Annotated in this window: 14 protein-coding genes; 11 read left to right on the top strand and 3 right to left on the bottom strand. The window is 72.5% G+C overall.

The window, feature by feature from the left end; all coding sequences use genetic code 11:
• Positions 1 to 113: 113 nt before the first annotated feature.
• On the bottom strand, positions 114 to 752 hold the full coding sequence (locus MID12_RS07825; RefSeq protein WP_263165613.1) for a hypothetical protein: 639 nt from the start codon (positions 750 to 752) through the stop codon (positions 114 to 116).
• Between the two features lie 220 nt (positions 753 to 972).
• Here MID12_RS07825 and nrtL point away from each other — a divergent pair, with 220 nt between their 5' ends.
• The 7 genes from nrtL to rho all read left to right on the top strand — a co-directional run bounded on the left by nrtL (position 973) and on the right by rho (position 9,835).
• A complete protein-coding gene (nrtL, locus tag MID12_RS07820; protein ID WP_263165610.1) occupies positions 973 to 2,115 on the top strand; it encodes an ArgS-related anticodon-binding protein NrtL in 1,143 nt (380 codons plus the stop codon).
• Complete coding sequence (locus tag MID12_RS07815; RefSeq protein ID WP_257786918.1) at positions 2,112 to 2,234, top strand: hypothetical protein; 123 nt, start codon at positions 2,112 to 2,114, stop codon at positions 2,232 to 2,234. The genes nrtL and MID12_RS07815 overlap by 4 nt, the downstream gene beginning before the upstream one ends.
• A gap of 12 nt (positions 2,235 to 2,246) precedes the next feature.
• Positions 2,247 to 3,638, top strand: coding sequence for a diaminopimelate decarboxylase (gene lysA / locus MID12_RS07810; protein WP_040248332.1), 1,392 nt, complete (start codon positions 2,247 to 2,249; stop codon positions 3,636 to 3,638).
• 134 nt (positions 3,639 to 3,772) lie between these two features.
• Complete coding sequence (locus MID12_RS07805; protein ID WP_263165607.1) at positions 3,773 to 5,092, top strand: homoserine dehydrogenase; 1,320 nt, start codon at positions 3,773 to 3,775, stop codon at positions 5,090 to 5,092.
• A gap of 6 nt (positions 5,093 to 5,098) precedes the next feature.
• The gene (gene thrC, locus MID12_RS07800; protein ID WP_040248331.1) at positions 5,099 to 6,157 is read left to right on the top strand and encodes a threonine synthase; all 1,059 of its coding nucleotides are present in this window, start codon (positions 5,099 to 5,101) and stop codon (positions 6,155 to 6,157) included.
• Between the two features lie 310 nt (positions 6,158 to 6,467).
• Positions 6,468 to 7,385 carry a homoserine kinase gene (gene thrB, locus MID12_RS07795; protein WP_040248330.1) on the top strand — a complete coding sequence of 306 codons (918 nt, stop codon included), beginning with the start codon at positions 6,468 to 6,470 and terminating at the stop codon, positions 7,383 to 7,385.
• 386 nt (positions 7,386 to 7,771) lie between these two features.
• Positions 7,772 to 9,835 (top strand): transcription termination factor Rho, encoded by a 2,064-nt coding sequence (gene rho, locus MID12_RS07790; RefSeq protein WP_040248329.1) that lies wholly within the window; start codon positions 7,772 to 7,774, stop codon positions 9,833 to 9,835.
• A 147-nt stretch (positions 9,836 to 9,982) separates the two neighbouring features.
• Here the strand turns inward: rho and MID12_RS07785 are convergent, their stop codons facing one another.
• Together MID12_RS07785 and MID12_RS07780 are read right to left on the bottom strand one after the other, a co-directional pair.
• A complete protein-coding gene (locus tag MID12_RS07785) occupies positions 9,983 to 10,966 on the bottom strand; it encodes a helix-turn-helix domain-containing protein (RefSeq protein WP_040248327.1) in 984 nt (327 codons plus the stop codon).
• Between the two features lie 174 nt (positions 10,967 to 11,140).
• A complete protein-coding gene (locus tag MID12_RS07780; protein ID WP_040248325.1) occupies positions 11,141 to 12,121 on the bottom strand; it encodes a helix-turn-helix domain-containing protein in 981 nt (326 codons plus the stop codon).
• An 867-nt stretch (positions 12,122 to 12,988) separates the two neighbouring features.
• Between MID12_RS07780 and MID12_RS07775 the strand changes: the two genes are divergently transcribed.
• The 4 genes from MID12_RS07775 to prmC all read left to right on the top strand — a co-directional run bounded on the left by MID12_RS07775 (position 12,989) and on the right by prmC (position 16,781).
• Positions 12,989 to 14,116, top strand: a complete 1,128-nt coding sequence (locus tag MID12_RS07775; protein ID WP_040248323.1) for an LCP family protein — start codon at positions 12,989 to 12,991, stop codon at positions 14,114 to 14,116.
• A 215-nt stretch (positions 14,117 to 14,331) separates the two neighbouring features.
• Positions 14,332 to 14,553, top strand: a complete 222-nt coding sequence (rpmE, locus tag MID12_RS07770; protein ID WP_040248322.1) for a 50S ribosomal protein L31 — start codon at positions 14,332 to 14,334, stop codon at positions 14,551 to 14,553.
• A 191-nt stretch (positions 14,554 to 14,744) separates the two neighbouring features.
• Positions 14,745 to 15,821, top strand: a complete 1,077-nt coding sequence (gene prfA, locus MID12_RS07765) for a peptide chain release factor 1 (protein ID WP_040248321.1) — start codon at positions 14,745 to 14,747, stop codon at positions 15,819 to 15,821.
• A 78-nt stretch (positions 15,822 to 15,899) separates the two neighbouring features.
• The gene (prmC, locus tag MID12_RS07760; protein WP_052482181.1) at positions 15,900 to 16,781 is read left to right on the top strand and encodes a peptide chain release factor N(5)-glutamine methyltransferase; all 882 of its coding nucleotides are present in this window, start codon (positions 15,900 to 15,902) and stop codon (positions 16,779 to 16,781) included.
• Positions 16,782 to 16,862 lie beyond the last annotated feature (81 nt).

Genomic DNA, 16,862 nt, shown 5'->3' with positions numbered 1-16,862 from the left:
CACCCTGTACCAAGCTCCGATGCAGGTCAGAGAGGTTTTGAGCGTTCCCCCTCTTCCAGACCCTTGCGTCAAACCTCCTGAACACAGGAGGGAACTAGCAATCCCGCGGCCCCTCACCCGCCTCGGGTCCCTCCCCACCCCGCCCCAAAACCACCCCCACCCCCGCCACCGCATCCAGCACCCCCACCAGCACCCCCCGGCTCCGCCACCCCCCGTCGCAGCACCGTCTGGCGGAGCCCCGGGTGTATCGCCGTCAGGTGGCCGTCGCCAGCCCACAGAGTCCCCCGGGATGTGGCAGCGGCCTCCTCCAGTTCGGTACAGGAGGCTTCGTCCAGGCCGAGTGAACCGGCGAGGGTGCGGGCCCAGCGGCGGGGGCCGAGGCGGGGGGCCTGGGAGGAGTGCGGGGCGGTGGCTCGCGAAGGGATGGGGACCGTCACCGCGAGGAGGTACTCGGCGTCCGGGTCGTCCTCCTTGTACTCGACCAGGGTGATCCAGCCGCCCTCGTACTCTCCGCGCCGGGCGAGGCGCACCAGTTGGGCCCGGTCGCGCAGGGCGGTGGGCAGGACGGCGGTGGGGTCGGGGAGGTCGTGCGGGGTGCCGCCGCGGGTGCGGACCCAGTGGTCGAAGGCGGCGCGGCCGGTGTCCACCGCGGCCTGTTCGCGTTCGCCGTGCACCGCGAAGTCGTGGACCGCGACGACCGCGCCCACGGCCATCAGCGCCAGCCCGAGGTAGCCCACGGCGTCCCAGGACATCGGTCCCCCTCTCCGGGACACCGCCCTGGGAGCCCCGGTACTCCGGGAACACCCGCCCAGGGAGCCCCGGTACTCCGGGAACACCCCCCAGGGAGTCCCCGTACTCCGGGAACACCCACCCAGAGAGCCCCCGTACCGTCCTGGTCCCCGTCCGCCTGTGAGCCGAACCACCCCGATACTCGTTTCCCCCGACCCCACCCTCCTCGCCTACGCTTCTTCCGTGACCCCGGCTGACCTCTCGCGCGCGCTCTTCGAAGCCGTGCGGTCCGCTGTCGCGGCGGGGGAGCTGAGGGTGGCCGTGCCGGAGCGGATCGTGGTCGAGCGGGCGCGGCCGGGCGGGGCCGGGAGCTACGCCAGCAATGTCGCCCTGCGGCTCGCCGGGCCCGCAGGGCAGCCGCCGGAGGCGGTGGCACGGGTGCTGCGGCAGCGGGTGCTCGGGCTGCGGGTGCCCGGGGTCGCCGACGTCGAGGTCACCGGGCCCGGATTCCTGAGCTTCACCCTCGACGGGGACGGCCGGGCCGCTCTCGTACGGGAGATCCTCGCGCGGGGGCCGGCCGCCTACGGGCACCTTCCCGCCCCCCGGACCGTGCCGTCCGCCCCCGCCCCCCGCACGCTCCACTTCCCCGACGACCCGCGCGCCGCCGTGGTCGCCGACGCCGTGCGGCGGGTGCTGCTCTCCCAGGGCGTCCCCGTGCGGCTCGGCTGCGCCGCGGAGGCGGAGCCCGGGTGGGTCGGGTACCTCGGGGTGCGGGTGGACGCGTACGGGGTGCCGGAGGGCGCGGAGGCGCGGACGGTGGTCAGGCCGGTGCCCGCGCCCCAGGGGTTCGATCCGTACGCGCTCGGGCGGGACGCCGCCCGGTGGGCGCTGCTGCGGCCGCCCGCGCACGAGCGGCCGCGGCTCGGTACCGAGGAGGGGCCGGGGCTTGTGCCGCTGCTCGCGCAGCGGGAGGGCAATCCGCTCTTCCGGGTGCGGTACGCGCATGCCCGCAGCCGGGCCCTGGTCCGCAACGCCCGGGATCTCGGCTTCGCCGCCGAGGCCGGGGAGCTGTACGAGAATCGGCAGCCGGAACCGGCCGAGGAGCCCGGGGCCGTCGCCGCCGACCGGCTGCTCGGCGCCCTCGCCGCCTACCCCGCCCTGCTCTCCGCCCTGACCACCGACTACGCTCCCGATCGCCTGTGCCGGCACCTCGTCGTCACCGCTGACGCGTTCTTCCGGTTCCATGACGCCATCCGCGTCCTGCCGCTCGGCCCCGAGAAACCCTCGGCCGCCCACCGCGCCCGGCTCGCACTCGCCGAAGCCGCCGGGACGGTGCTCGCGGGCGGCCTGTCCCTCCTCGGCATCGACGCACCCGAACATCTGTGAAGGCCACGGACCACGGTGACCACCATGACCCCTCCGACCACCACGGGCACGACGGCGTGCGCGAGGGGCACGGGGTCCGCCCGCAGGGCCGTCCGCGGCCGGACGACGACGACACCTAGAGAGCGCACGACATGAGCCGTTCCGCACACCCCGCCGGACCCCGCCACGCGGACGTACTGCCCGAGGGGCACTACTCGGGGCCCCCGGCCGACCTCAACGCCCTGGACGCCAAGGTCTGGTCGCGCACCGTCAGCCGCAACGAGGACGGGGCGGTGACCGTCGGCGGGATCGATGTCGCCACGCTCGCCGAGGAGTTCGGCACCCCGGGCTACTTCCTGGACGAGGCGGACTTCCGCGCCCGCTGCCGCGACTGGCGGGAGGCCTTCGGGCCCGGCGCCGACGTCTTCTACGCCGGGAAGGCCTTCCTCTCCCGGGCCGTGGTGCGCTGGCTGCACGAGGAGGGGCTCAACCTCGACGTCTGCTCCGCCGGGGAGCTGGCCACCGCGCTGTCGGTGGGGATGCCCGCCGAGCGGATCGCCTACCACGGCAACAACAAGAGCGTGGCGGAGATCGAGCGGGCCGTCGAGGTCGGGGTGGGGCGGATCGTGCTCGACTCCTTCCAGGAGATCGTGCGGGTCGCGCATGTGGCGGAGCGGCTCGGCAAGCGGCAGCCGGTGCAGATCCGGGTGACGGTCGGCGTCGAGGCGCACACCCACGAGTTCATCGCCACCGCGCACGAGGACCAGAAGTTCGGCATCGCGCTCGCCGGGGGAGAGGCCGCGGAGGCGGTGCGGCGCGCGCTCAAGCTGGACGGGCTCGAACTCATCGGCATCCACAGCCACATCGGCTCGCAGATCTTCGACATGGCCGGCTTCGAGGTCTCCGCGCGGCGGGTGGTGGGCCTGCTCGCCGAGGTCCGCGACGAGCACGGCGTCGAGCTGCCGGAGATCGACCTCGGCGGCGGCCTCGGCATCGCGTACACCTCCGAGGACGATCCGAGCGAGCCGCACCAGATCGCCAAGTCGCTGCACGAGATCGTCGGCCGCGAGTGCGAGGCCGCGGGCCTGCGCACCCCGCGCATCTCCGTCGAGCCCGGGCGCGCGATCGTCGGCCCGACCGCCTTCACGCTGTACGAGGTGGGCACGCTCAAGCCGCTGGAGGGGCTGCGGACCTACGTCTCGGTGGACGGCGGGATGTCGGACAACATCAGGACCGCGCTCTACGACGCCGAGTACAGCGTGGCGCTCGTCTCGCGGACCTCCGAGGCGGAGCCGATGCTCGTCCGCGTGGTGGGCAAGCACTGTGAGAGCGGCGACATCGTCGTACGCGACGCCTTCCTGCCCGCGGACCTCGCGCCGGGGGACCTGATCGCGGTTCCGGCGACCGGCGCGTACTGCCGCTCGATGGCGAGCAACTACAACCACGCGCTCAGGCCGCCCGTGGTGGCGGTCGCGGACGGCGAGGCCCGGGTGATCGTCCGGCGGGAGACGGAGGAAGATCTCCTGCGGCTCGATGTCGGATAGATGAAATAGATGTCTCACGATCCGGACGTGGCATAGAAAGTCCCGTCCGGTGCGTGAGACTGGAGCGCACCCCGGGTGCACGGAACAGCTGTGCGCCCCGGTACAGGCAAGGGTCGAGGAAAGGCACAGGTCGGATGATGCGTACGCGTCCGCTGAAGGTGGCGCTGCTGGGCTGCGGGGTCGTCGGCTCTGAGGTGGCGCGCATCATGACGACGCACGCCGAGGACCTGGCCGCCCGCATCGGCGCGCCCGTGGAGCTGGCCGGAGTCGCCGTCCGCAGGCCCGGCAAGGTGCGCGAGGGCATCGACCCGGCGCTGATCACCACCGACCCCACCGCCCTGGTCAAGCGCGGCGACATCGACGTGGTGGTCGAGGTCATCGGCGGCATCGAGCCCGCCCGCGGACTGATCACCGAGGCCTTCGCGCACGGCGCCTCGGTCGTCTCCGCCAACAAGGCGCTGCTCGCCAAGGACGGCGCCGCCCTGCACGCCGCCGCCGCGGAGTACGGGCGCGACCTGTACTACGAGGCCGCCGTCGCCGGGGCCATCCCGCTGATCCGCCCGTTGCGCGAATCGCTCGCCGGGGACAAGGTCAACCGGGTCCTCGGCATCGTCAACGGCACCACCAACTTCATCCTCGACAAGATGGACACCACCGGCGCCGGGTACCAGGAGGCGCTCGACGAGGCCACCGCGCTCGGGTACGCGGAGGCCGACCCCACCGCCGACGTGGAGGGCTTCGACGCCGCCGCCAAGGCCGCGATTCTCGCCGGTATCGCCTTCCACACCCGGGTCCGGCTCGACGACGTCTACCGCGAGGGGATGACCGAGGTCACCTCCGCGGACTTCGCCTCCGCCCGGGCGATGGGCTGCACCATCAAGCTGCTCGCCATCTGCGAGCGGGCCGCGGACGGCGGCTCGGTCACCGCCCGGGTGCACCCGGCGATGCTGCCGCTGAGCCACCCCCTGGCCTCGGTCCGCGAGGCCTACAACGCCGTCTTCGTGGAGTCCGAGGCGGCCGGGCGGCTGATGTTCTACGGGCCCGGGGCGGGCGGTTCGCCGACCGCCTCCGCCGTGCTCGGCGACCTCGTGGCGGTATGCCGCAACAAGCTCGGCGAGGCAACGGGGCCCGGCGAGTCCGCGTACACGAATCTGCCCGTCTCCGCGATGGGCGAGGTCGTGACGCGGTACCACATCAGTCTTGACGTGGCCGACAAGCCGGGCGTGCTCGCCCAGGTCGCGACGGTCTTCGCGGAGCACGGCGTGTCCATCGACACGGTGCGCCAGCAGAGCCGCCCCGACTTCCAGGACACGGCAAGCGACGGGGGCGAGGCCTCTCTCGTCGTCGTCACTCATCGCGCACCCGACGCGGCCCTCAGCGGCACCGTCGAGGCGCTCAGGGGCCTGGACACGGTGCGTGGTGTCGCCAGCATCATGCGGGTTGAAGGAGAGTAACCAGCAATGACCCACCAGTGGCGCGGAATCATCGAGGAATACCGGGACCGGCTGCCCGTCTCGGACACCACCGAGGTCGTCACCCTCCGCGAGGGCGGCACGCCCCTCGTACCCGCGCAGGTGCTCTCCGAGCGCACGGGCTGCGAGGTCCATCTGAAGGTCGAGGGCGCGAACCCGACCGGGTCCTTCAAGGACCGCGGGATGACGATGGCCATCACCCGCGCCAAGGAGGAGGGCGCCAAGGCGGTCATCTGTGCCTCCACCGGCAACACCTCGGCCTCGGCCGCCGCCTACGCGGTACGCGCGGGCATGGTCAGCGCGGTGCTCGTGCCGCAGGGCAAGATCGCGCTCGGCAAGATGGGCCAGGCCCTCGTGCACGGTGCCAAGATCCTCCAGGTGGACGGGAATTTCGACGACTGCCTGACGCTGGCCCGCGCGCTGTCCGAGAACTACCCGGTGGCGCTGGTGAATTCGGTCAACCCGGTACGCATCGAGGGCCAGAAGACGGCCGCCTTCGAGATCGTGGACGCGCTGGGCGAGGCCCCGGACCTCCATGTGCTGCCGGTCGGCAACGCCGGGAACATCACCGCGTACTGGAAGGGCTACCGCGAGTACGCGGCCGACGGCGTCTCCTCGCGGACCCCGCGCATGTGGGGCTTCCAGGCCTCGGGTTCGGCGCCGATCGTGCGCGGCGAGGTGGTCAAGGACCCCTCGACGATCGCGACCGCGATCCGGATCGGCAACCCGGCCTCCTGGAAGTTCGCGCTCGCCGCGCAGGAGGAGTCGGGCGGCTTCATCGACGAGGTGACGGACCGTGAGATCCTGCGCGCCTACCGGCTGTTGGCCTCCCAGGAGGGCGTCTTCGTCGAGCCCGCCTCGGCCGCCTCGGTCGCCGGACTGCTGAAGTCCGCGGAGCTCGGCAAGGTGGACCGCGGCCAGCGCATCGTCTGCACCGTGACCGGGAACGGGCTCAAGGACCCGGACTGGGCGGTGGCGGGCGCGCCGCAGCCGGTGACGGTACCGGTGGACGCCGCCACCGCGGCGGAGCGCCTCGGCCTCGCCTGAGCGGTTTCCGGCCGCGGCGAAACACCGGCCGGGGCCGCCCGTACACCGGCGCAACAGGGGCGAAAGACCGGAAAGAGTACGGGGGGTGCACGTGCCCGTGGCGACACGCATCGTGCGCCTCCTGTGCGCCCTATGTCGCCGACCAGGCAACCTTCGATAGGCTGTACCGAACCCGCCACGCTGCATGTGCCGCGCTGCCGCCTGGGTCGCGGCCCCGGGTTCCCCATGCCGAGAACAAGCCTCGTCGAGCAAGCCTGGAACCTTGCACACACCTCGCACACACCCGCCGTTCAAGGAGAGTCATCGAGCGATGGCCGGTCCTGCGTTCCGCGCCGCCGCCGTCCGCGTGCGCGTCCCCGCCACCAGCGCCAACCTCGGCCCCGGTTTCGACAGCCTCGGGCTGTCCCTCGGGCTGTACGACGACGTCGTGGTCCGGGTCGCCGACTCCGGGCTGCACATCGACATCGCGGGTGAGGGAAGCGAGAGTCTGCCGCGCGACGAGGACCACCTGCTCGTACGGTCCCTGCGCACCGCCTTCGACCTGCTCGGCGGGCAGCCCCGCGGCCTCGAGGTGGTCTGCGCCAACCGCATCCCGCACGGGCGCGGACTCGGCTCCTCCTCCGCCGCCATCTGCGCGGGCATCGTCGCCGCGCGGGCGGTGACCATCGGCGGCGACGCCCGGCTCGACGACGCCGCGCTGCTCGAACTCGCCACCGAGATCGAGGGGCACCCGGACAATGTCGCCGCCTGCCTGCTCGGCGGGTTCACGCTCTCCTGGCTGGACGGCGGCGCGGCCCGCGCGATCCGGATGGAACCGGCCGCCTCGCTCGTCCCGGTGGTCTTCGTGCCCGGCAAGCCGGTGCTCACCGAGACCGCCCGGGGGCTGCTGCCGCGTACCGTCCCGCACGTCGACGCGGCCGCCAACGCGGGCCGTGCCGCACTGCTCGTCGAGGCCCTCACCCGGCGCCCCGAACTCCTGCTCCCCGCCACCCTGGACCGGCTGCACCAGGACTACCGCGCACCCGCGATGCCGGAGAGCGCGGCCCTGGTCGAGCGGCTGCGCGGCGACGGGGTGCCCGCGGTGATCTCCGGTGCCGGACCGACGGTGCTCGCCCTGGTGGACGAGTCCGCGGCGGACAAGGTGGCCACGCTCGCGGGCGAGGGCTGGGCCGCGAACCGGCTCGCCCTGGACGGCACGGGAGCGAGCGTGCTGCCGCTTGCGCCCTGATACACGATTGCCGGAAAGCGAGAGGGGGAATATTTGTTGGATCCGGTAGTGTTAACCTCAAGTCTGCACCCGACCCCACCATGGCCCTACCATGGACAAGGTGCTTCATGTCCCCCTTTGGGACAGCCAATTTTCCGGGAGCCTCCCAACCTGCTTGGCGCACAGCGCTAAGAGGTGCCGAGCACGCTCCGGAACGGCGTGACCGAGCCGCGTGACTTCCAGAAATCCGTGGCACGGCTCAGGGAATCGCCATCACCCGTTGTTTCTTCCGCCGCTTCGGCGGGACCACCGCCCCGGCACGGTCCGAAAAGCAAGGGCCATTGCCGGACAGCACAACCGGTCGCCGAGCCAGACAGGCCGACGTCCGCTCCAGGGAAGGACCCTTCGTGAGCGACACCACCGATCTGATGGGCGTGACTGACGGCAGCGTCGATTCTGCCGCCACGCCCGCCACGGACGCCTCCGCCGCGCCTGCCTCCGGCGCTGCGGCCGGCACGCGGCGCCGTCGCGGCACCGGCCTCGAGGGCATGGTGCTGGCCGAACTGCAGCAGGTCGCCTCCGGCCTCGGGATCAGGGGCACGGCGCGGATGCGCAAGAGCCAGCTGATCGAGGTCATCAAGGAGGCGCAGGCGGGGGGCGGCTCCCAGGCCGAGGGCGCCACGGGCGCCGCCGCGGCGAAGAGCACCGACGCCGAGACCAAGCCCAAGCGCCGCACCACCTCCCGTGCCCGTACCGGCGATTCGGCCGAGGGTGCCAAGGCCGAGCAGAGCGCTCCGGCCGCCAAGACGGAGGCTCCGGCGAAGTCCGGCTCGCAGATCGAGATTCCCGGCCAGGGCGCCGGAGACGAGCCGCAGGGCGCCTCCCGCCGCCGCGCCGAGCGCGCCGCGGACACCGCCGAGGGCAAGGCGGACGCCAAGGCCGGGACCGACACCAAGGGCGAGTCCAAGGGCGAGACCCGGCAGGACGCCGGCCAGGCCGAGCACAAGGGCGACGGCGACCAGGGCGGCGAGGGCCGCCAGGGCCGCCGGGAGCGCCGTGAGCGCGGCGGCCGCGACCGGGACGGACGCGACCGGGACGGACGCGACCGGGACGGCCGCGACCGCGACCGCCGCGGCGGCAAGGACGACCAGCAGGCCCAGGGCGGCGGCGGTCAGCAGCAGCGCCAGCAGGGCGGCGGCGGCAACCGCGGCAAGGACGACGACTTCGACGACGACGGCGGCGGCCGCCGCGGGCGCCGCGGCCGCTACCGCGACCGCCGGGGCCGCCGCGGCCGCGACGAGGTCAGCGAGCCGCAGGTCTCCGAGGACGATGTGCTGATCCCGGTCGCGGGCATCCTCGACATCCTCGACAACTACGCGTTCATCCGGACCTCGGGCTACCTGCCCGGCCCCAACGACGTGTACGTCTCGCTCGCCCAGGTCCGCAAGAACGGCCTGCGCAAGGGCGACCACGTCACCGGCGCGGTGCGCCAGCCCAAGGAGGGCGAGCGCCGCGAGAAGTTCAACGCCCTGGTGCGCCTGGACTCGGTGAACGGCATGGCGCCCGAACACGGCCGCGGGCGGCCGGAGTTCAACAAGCTGACCCCGCTGTACCCGCAGGACCGGCTCCGCCTGGAGACCGACCCCGGGGTGCTGACGACCCGCATCATCGACCTGGTCTCGCCCATCGGCAAGGGCCAGCGCGGTCTGATCGTGGCCCCGCCGAAGACCGGCAAGACCATGATCATGCAGGCGATCGCCAACGCCATCACGCACAACAGCCCCGAGTGCCACCTGATGGTCGTCCTCGTCGACGAGCGTCCGGAAGAGGTCACCGACATGCAGCGGTCGGTGAAGGGCGAGGTCATCTCCTCGACCTTCGACCGCCCCGCCGAGGACCACACCACGGTCGCGGAGCTGGCCATCGAGCGCGCCAAGCGCCTGGTGGAGCTGGGCCACGACGTGGTCGTCCTGCTCGACTCCATCACCCGCCTCGGCCGCGCGTACAACCTCGCGGCCCCGGCCTCCGGGCGCATCCTGTCCGGTGGTGTCGACTCGACCGCGCTCTACCCGCCGAAGCGGTTCTTCGGCGCGGCGCGCAACATCGAGGACGGCGGCTCGCTGACCATCCTGGCCACCGCGCTCGTCGACACCGGCTCGCGGATGGACGAGGTGATCTTCGAGGAGTTCAAGGGCACCGGCAACATGGAGCTCAAGCTCGACCGGAAGCTCTCGGACAAGCGCATCTTCCCGGCGGTGGACGTCGACGCGTCCAGCACCCGCAAGGAGGAGATCCTGCTCGGCAGCGACGAGCTGGGCATCGTCTGGAAGCTGCGCCGGGTGCTGCACGCCCTCGACCAGCAGCAGGCGATCGAGCTGCTCCTGGACAAGATGAAGCAGACGAAGTCCAACGCGGAGTTCCTGCTCCAGATCCAGAAGACGACGCCGGCCCCGGGCAACGGCAACGACTGAGCCCCGCCCGGCAGTCGGCCCCGCAGGGCCGGTACGTCCACGAGGCCGCCCCCGTCACGCAGCGCGCGTGGCGGGGGCGGCCTCGTCCGCGTTCGGCGGGACTCAGGACCGCGACGGCGCGCCGCCCCGACCGCGACGGCGGGCCGCTCAGGGCGCCGTACGGGACAGGTGCAGCCGCCGGTAGTCGCTGGGCGCGAGGCCGTGGGCGCCGCGGAAGGCGCGGCTGAAGGCGGCCGGGTGGCTGAAGCCCCAGCGGGTCGCCAACTCGTTGATGGGCAGGTGGACTCGGGCCGGGTCGGCCAGTTCGCGGGCGGACTGTTCGAGCCGCTGGTCGCGGATCCAGGCGCGTACCGTCAGGCCGTTGTCCTGGTAGAGGCGGTAGAGGTAGCGGGTGGAGATGTGGTGGGCGGCGGCCACGGTGTCCGCGGTGAGCCAGGGGTCGTGCAGATTGCGGCGGATGAAGTCCTGGGTGCGCAGGAAGAGGGTGCGGCGGTGGCTCTCGGGCGGGATGCTGTGCTCCGCGTCCAGGTGGTGGGCGAGCACGGCGGCGAACATGTCCGCCACCACGGTGCCGAGCCGCGCCCGGTCGGCGGGGCGGTAGGTGTCCGACTCCTCGGCGAGCCGCAGCAGCAGCTGCCCGAAGAGCGCGCCCACCCCCTCGGCGGTGGGCAGCGGCCGGGCGAGCAGGGTGTCCACGCTGTGCGCCGGTATCGGCACCAGCCGCCGCGGTACGTAGAACTTCGTGACCGAGACCAGTCCGCCCTGGGCGCGCGCCGAGGAGACGAAGGGCAGCGAGGTGGTGCCCACCACCACGGTGCCCGGGCCGAAGGAGACCGTGCGGGCGCGGCCCAGGTCCAGGTGGCCGGTGCCCTGCTGGGGCAGGCACAGCTCGTACATCTCCGGGTCGGAGGCGCCGATGTGGCGCCGGGTGCGGCGGGCGGCGATGGTGGGGCAGGTGGTGGTCAGGGCCTTGACGGGGCCGAGCAGGAAGCCGCGCAGGCTGCACTCGAACTCGTCCACGTGCTCGGAGGACAGATCGGTGGGCACCGTGCTGCCGAGCGCCAGGGTGCGCCAGTGCTCGAAGCGCTCGGGTCCGGCCAGCTCCTCGCCGCGGAACTCCAGATCGCTCATCGTCCCCCACCTCCTGAGGTACCTCCGAGGGCCGCTCGGCCTCCCACGGTCCTCCCACCCGTCCGTTCGGGCACCGTCTACTCAACCGCCTTTTGATAAGTGTTTGTCGAACGCCCTGACCCAGTTGTGTCCCAGGGCGGTTCCCGCGCGCCGGTGCGCGGTCGCCGGGTCTCCTCAGCCCACCAGCCGCAGCCGGTGGTGGGCGCGGTACTCGCTCGGCGAGGTGCCGTAGGCCGCGCGGAAGGCCCGGCTGAAGCCGGCCGGGTGGCTGAAGCCCCAGCGGGCCGCGAGTTCGCTGATCGGGGTGTGCCGCTGCTTGGGGTCGGTGAGGTCCCGTACGCAGCGCTCCAGGCGCTCGGTGCGGATCCAGCCGCCGACCGTCAACTCGTGGTCCTGGAACAGGCGGTGGAGGTAGCGGGTGGAGATGTGGTGGGCGGCGGCCACCGTCTCCGGGGAGAGCGAGGGGTCGCCGAGGTTGCGCCGGACGAAGTCCTGGATCTGCAGGAACAGGGTGCGGCTGCGGCTCTCCGGGGGCAGCCGCCGCTCCTCGTCGGTGTGGTGGGCGAGCAGGGCGACCGAGAGGTTCAGGAGCACCGTGCCGAGCCGGGGGCCGTCCGCGGGGCCGTACGCCGAGCTGTCCGCGAGCAGACCGGTGACGAACTGGGTGAACAGGGCGCCGATCCCGCTGTCGGCGGGCAGCGGCCGGGCGAGCAGGCTGTCGGCGGCGGGCGCGGGTACCGAGAGCAGGCTGCGCGGCAGATAGATCTTGGCGACCCGGGCCGGGCCGCGGGCCGCGCGCACCCCCGTCTCGAAGGGGTGCGAGGTGCTGGAGAGCACCAGCGCCCCCGCGGTGTGCTCGGTGGTGACGCCCTCCTGCGCCACATAGGAGCGGCCCTGCAGCGGCAGGGTCAGCTCGTACAGCTCCGGGTCCGAGCGCCGGATCAGGGCGGCGGTGCGGAAGGACCACAGGGAGGGGCTGGTGACCTCGGAGACCTGGACCGGGCCGAGGGCGAGCAGCCGCAGATTGGCGGCGAAGCGCTCGGTGTCCTCCGCGCGCACCGTCACCGGCGCGGGCCGCTTCAGCGCCAGCTCCCGCCAGTGTGCGAAGCGCTCGGCCCCGGAAAGGTCGTCGCCCCGGAACTCCAACTCGATCACGTTGCCCCCAATGGCCTTGGCGCGCGCATCCTCGCCCGTGTGACGTGAGTCATTCAACTCGGCCCGGGCGAGCGGGCGTTCGCGGTGTGCTTGCGGTGTGCGACGGGCGGGTCACGCCCCCGGGTGGGGCGGGTGTGACCTGCGCCGCAGTTGCTGCGTGAAGGGTCTGTGTGCGCTTTGTGGTGACTGTGCTGGGCTGTGCCGGTACACGTACGCGCGTGCGCTCCTCGGTGGGGCCCGTGGGGGCGGGGTGTGCGCGCAGCGTCAAGGATTCTGTGCGCTGTGGGCCAACGACAAGAGGACCGCAGAGGCGGAAGATGTCCTTCAGAGGTTGTTGCAGGGAGCGGACCGCACGGCGCGGTCCGCCAGTTCGTCACGGGGGACGGACCGCCACGGGGGAGCGGCCGCTCCCTGCGCAGCCCCGCGGGGATATCGGGGGATGGGTGCGTGTGCCTACGACCACGGGGGAGTCGTGGGCACACGCGCACGGCCCCCGGGTCCCGCCGCCCCGCCGCGCCCTCGCGCGCCTCCGCGTGCCCGCTCTTCGCGTTCCGCGCGCGTACTCCGCTTCCGTACGGGTAGCGGAATCACCCCTTCCGTGCGGCTCGCGTGCTGCTTCCGGAGACCTTCGCCACAGATTTCGGCCGCCCGCCGCTCCGTTCCTGTGATCATCGGGTCCCGGAAACGCGCAGGTGGGGCCGGGGTTCGGCAACGATCCGATCACGTTTGGTGTTTCACCGGTCACGCGGCTTGCACAGAGCGCTGTGCAACCCTTCTGCGGGTCCCGCCGTCTACCGGTAGGACCGACGCCGTTGTCACAGGCCCTGAAGCAGGGGGTTGCCGACCGCAGGAGGACCGAGGAAGCACATGAGCGAGCCGCACACGCCCGATACCGGTACGCCCAGTCCGCGCCGCCGCGCCAAGGGCCGGCGCCGCAAGCCCCAGAGCGCCCGCCGCAAGGTGTTCCTCGGCACCGCGTGGACCGCCGCGGGCCTGGTCGTGCTCGGCGGCACCGGTGCCGGGTACCTCTACTTCAAGCTCAACGACAACATCACCGGCGTGGACATCGACAACCAGCTCAAGGGCGACGACCGCCCGGAGAACGTCGACAACGGCTCCCAGGACATCCTGGTGATGGGCTCCGACTCCCGCTCCGGCGCCAACGCCGAGTACGGCAAGGACCAGGGCGGCGCCCGCTCGGACACCGCGATGGTGGTGCACGTCTACGAGGGCCACAAGAAGGCCAGCGTGGTCTCCATCCCCCGGGACACCCTCATCAGCCGGCCCGACTGCGAGTCCAAGGACGGCGGCGGCACCACCCCGGCCGCCGAGCGGCAGATGTTCAACTCGGCCTACGAGATCGGCGGCCCTGCCTGCGCGGTGAAGACCGTCGAGTCGCTGTCCGGCATCCGCATGGACCACTACCTGGAAGTCGACTTCACCGGCTTCAAGAAGCTGATCGACACCCTCGGCGGGGTCGGCATCACCACCAGCAAGCCGATCGACGACCCCAAGAGCCATCTGCGGCTCGACCCCGGCAGGCACCAGCTGAACGGCGAGCAGTCGCTCGGCCTGGTCCGCACCCGGCACGCGGTGGGCGACGGCAGCGACCTCGGCCGCATCCAGCTCCAGCAGGCCTTCATCAAGGCGCTGATCGCCCAGGTCAAGCAGGTCGACGTGTTCGGCAGCCCGAAGAAGATGTACGACCTCGCCGACACCGCCACCAGCGCGGTCACCACCGACTCCGGCCTCGACTCGGTACGGGACCTCTCCGGCTTCGCCCGCGGCCTGAGCGGCATCGGCGGCGAGGACATGAAGATGGTGACGCTGCCGGTCGAGTACGACCCCGCCGACCCGAACCGGGTCCTGCCGCAGGAGAAGGCGGACCGCAAGGTCTGGGCCGCCCTGCGCGAGGACCGGCCCATCCCCGCCTCCGCCACCGAGGACTCCGCCGGGGACAAGGGCTCCGCGGGCGGCGTCGTCGGCGCGGGCTGAGCCTCCGGGACGGGGCGCGTGCAGCGATCCGCGCGCCCCGTCGCCGGGCGCACGCCCCTCGCGCGGGCCCCTGCGACGGCGCGGGGAATACCGGGGGCCCCACCCCGGTTTTGGGAGATGCGGACAGTCCTGGCAGACTGACTCGTCGGCCCCGGTTCACGCCCCGCAATCCGCGCAGGCGACCCGGTGCCCTCCCGAGAACACAGGAGATTCCCTTGAAGCGCGACATTCACCCCGAGTACGTCGAGACCCAGGTCAGCTGCACCTGCGGTGCGTCGTTCACCACTCGCAGCACCATCAACAGCGGCACCATCCGTGCCGAGGTCTGCTCCGAGTGCCACCCGTTCTACACGGGCAAGCAGAAGATCCTCGACACCGGTGGCCGCGTGGCCCGCTTCGAGGCCCGCTTCGGCAAGGCCGCCGGCTCCAAGAAGTAGCGAGCCGACCGCGCCGGTCCACGGCCGCCCCTCGGGGCGCGCCTGGACCGGCGTTTTTGCTCGGGACGCCCGCACCGCGCGCAGCAGCCCCGCCACCGCGCGCAGCAGGCCCCGCGCAGGGCCGCGCACCCCCTTCGTACGTCCCCGGGCTCCGCGAGGAGACGGGGGCACCCCAACTCAGGAGCACCCAGATGTTCGAGGCGGTCGAGGACCTCGTCGGCGAGCACGCCTCTTTGGAGAAGCGGCTCTCCGACCCCGCCGTGCACGCCGATCAGGCCAACGCGCGCAAGCTCAACAAGCGGTACGCGGAGCTGACCCCGATCGTCGCCGCGTACCGCTCCTGGAAGCAGACCGGCGAGGACATCGAGACCGCCCGCGAACTCGCCGCCGACGACCCCGACTTCGCCGCCGAGGTCAAGGAACTCGACCGGCACCGCGAGGAGCTGACCGAGAAGCTGCGGCTGCTCCTGGTGCCCCGGGACCCCAGCGACGACAAGGACGTCATCCTGGAGATCAAGGCCGGCGCGGGCGGCGACGAGTCCGCCCTCTTCGCCGGGGACCTGCTGCGGATGTACCTGCGCTACGCCGAGCGCGTCGGCTGGAAGACCGAGGTCATCGACTCCACCGAGTCCGAGCTCGGCGGCTACAAGGACGTCCAGGTCGCCGTGAAGACCAAGGGCGGCCAGGGCGCCACCGAGCCCGGCCAGGGCGTCTGGGCCCGCCTGAAGTACGAGGGCGGGGTGCACCGCGTGCAGCGGGTGCCCTCCACCGAGTCGCAGGGCCGCATCCACACCTCCGCCGCCGGGGTGCTCGTCACCCCCGAGGCCGAGGAGATCGACGTCGAGATCCACGCCAACGACCTGCGGATCGACGTCTACCGCTCCTCCGGTCCCGGCGGCCAGTCCGTCAACACCACCGACTCCGCGGTGCGCATCACGCACCTGCCCACCGGAGTCGTCGCCTCCTGCCAGAACGAGAAGAGCCAGCTGCAGAACAAGGAGCAGGCGATGCGTATCCTGCGCTCCAGGCTGCTCGCCGCGGCGCAGGAGGAGGCCGAGAGCAAGGCCGCGGACGCCCGCCGCAGCCAGGTGCGCACGGTCGACCGCTCCGAGAAGATCCGTACGTACAACTACCCGGAGAACCGCATCTCCGACCACCGCGTCGGCTTCAAGGCGTACAACCTGGACCAGGTGCTCGACGGAGAACTGGACGCCGTGATCCAGGCCTGCGTCGACGCCGACGCGGCGGCGAAGCTCGCCGCCGCCTGAGGCGGCACCGGGCGCACCGCGGTCCACCGGCCGCCCCCGCGCCCACCCGGACAACAGCTCAGCCCCTGGAGGCCCAGCGTGCAGCAGTATTTCGGGGAGCGACCCCCAAGCCCCCGCAGCGTGCTGCTCGCGGAAGTCGCCCAGGCCACCCAGCGGTTGGCCGACGCCGGAGTGCCCTCCCCGCGCAATGACGCGGAGGAGCTCGCCGCCTTCGTGCACAGCGTCAAGCGGGGCGAGCTGCACCGGGTCCCGGACGCCGACTTCGACGCCCGCTACTGGGAGGCCGTCGCCCGCCGCGAGGCCCGCGAGCCCCTCCAGCACATCACCGGCCTCGCCTACTTCCGCTATCTGGAACTCCAGGTCGGGCCGGGGGTGTTCGTGCCCCGCCCGGAGACCGAGTCGGTGGTCGGCTGGGCGATAGACGCGGTACGCGCGATGGACGTCGTCGAGCCGCTCATCGTCGACCTGTGCACCGGCTCCGGCGCGATCGCCCTCGCCATGGCCCAGGAGGTGCCCCGCTCCCGGGTGCACGCCGTGGAGCTGTCCGAGGAGGCGCTGGTGTGGACCCGCAGGAACGCCGAGGGCTCCCGGGTCAGCGTGCACAAGGGCGACGCCCTCTCCGCCCTGCCCGAACTCGGCGGCCAGGTCGACCTGGTGATCTCCAACCCGCCGTACATCCCGCTCACCGAATGGGAGTACGTCGCCCCCGAGGCCCGCGACCACGACCCCCAACTCGCCCTGTTCTCCGGCGAGGACGGGCTCGACACCATCCGCGGCATCGAACGCACCGCGCACCGGCTGCTGCGCCCCGGCGGCGTGGTCGTCGTCGAGCACGCCGACACCCAGGGGGGCCAGGTGCCGTGGATCTTCAACGAGGAATGCGGCTGGGCGGATGCCGCCGACCACCCCGACCTGAACAACCGGCCGCGTTTCGCGACGGCCCGCAAGGCACTGCCGTGACGCTCCGGCGACCGCCCCGCGGCCGCCCCGGCCCCCCGCTCCCCGTGAGCAGCAGCAGGAACCCAACCGAGGAGGACAGGT

This window comes from Streptomyces sp. SCSIO ZS0520 (assembly GCF_025643355.1).
In the GTDB taxonomy this organism is placed as follows: Bacteria; Actinomycetota; Actinomycetes; order Streptomycetales; family Streptomycetaceae; genus Streptomyces; species Streptomyces physcomitrii.
The sequence above is the reverse complement of the archived record's forward strand: the minus strand, read 5'-3'. Positions and strand labels throughout refer to the sequence as shown.

Coding starts and splice junctions, on each gene's coding strand:
- lysA (WP_040248332.1), top strand. CDS start 2,247: ATGAGCCGTTCCGCACACCCCGCCGGACCCCGCCACGCGGACGTACTG.
- prfA (WP_040248321.1), top strand. CDS start 14,745: ATGTTCGAGGCGGTCGAGGACCTCGTCGGCGAGCACGCCTCTTTGGAG.
- thrB (WP_040248330.1), top strand. CDS start 6,468: ATGGCCGGTCCTGCGTTCCGCGCCGCCGCCGTCCGCGTGCGCGTCCCC.
- MID12_RS07825 (WP_263165613.1), bottom strand. CDS start 752: ATGTCCTGGGACGCCGTGGGCTACCTCGGGCTGGCGCTGATGGCCGTG.
- MID12_RS07775 (WP_040248323.1), top strand. CDS start 12,989: ATGAGCGAGCCGCACACGCCCGATACCGGTACGCCCAGTCCGCGCCGC.
- MID12_RS07805 (WP_263165607.1), top strand. CDS start 3,773: ATGATGCGTACGCGTCCGCTGAAGGTGGCGCTGCTGGGCTGCGGGGTC.
- thrC (WP_040248331.1), top strand. CDS start 5,099: ATGACCCACCAGTGGCGCGGAATCATCGAGGAATACCGGGACCGGCTG.
- MID12_RS07785 (WP_040248327.1), bottom strand. CDS start 10,966: ATGAGCGATCTGGAGTTCCGCGGCGAGGAGCTGGCCGGACCCGAGCGC.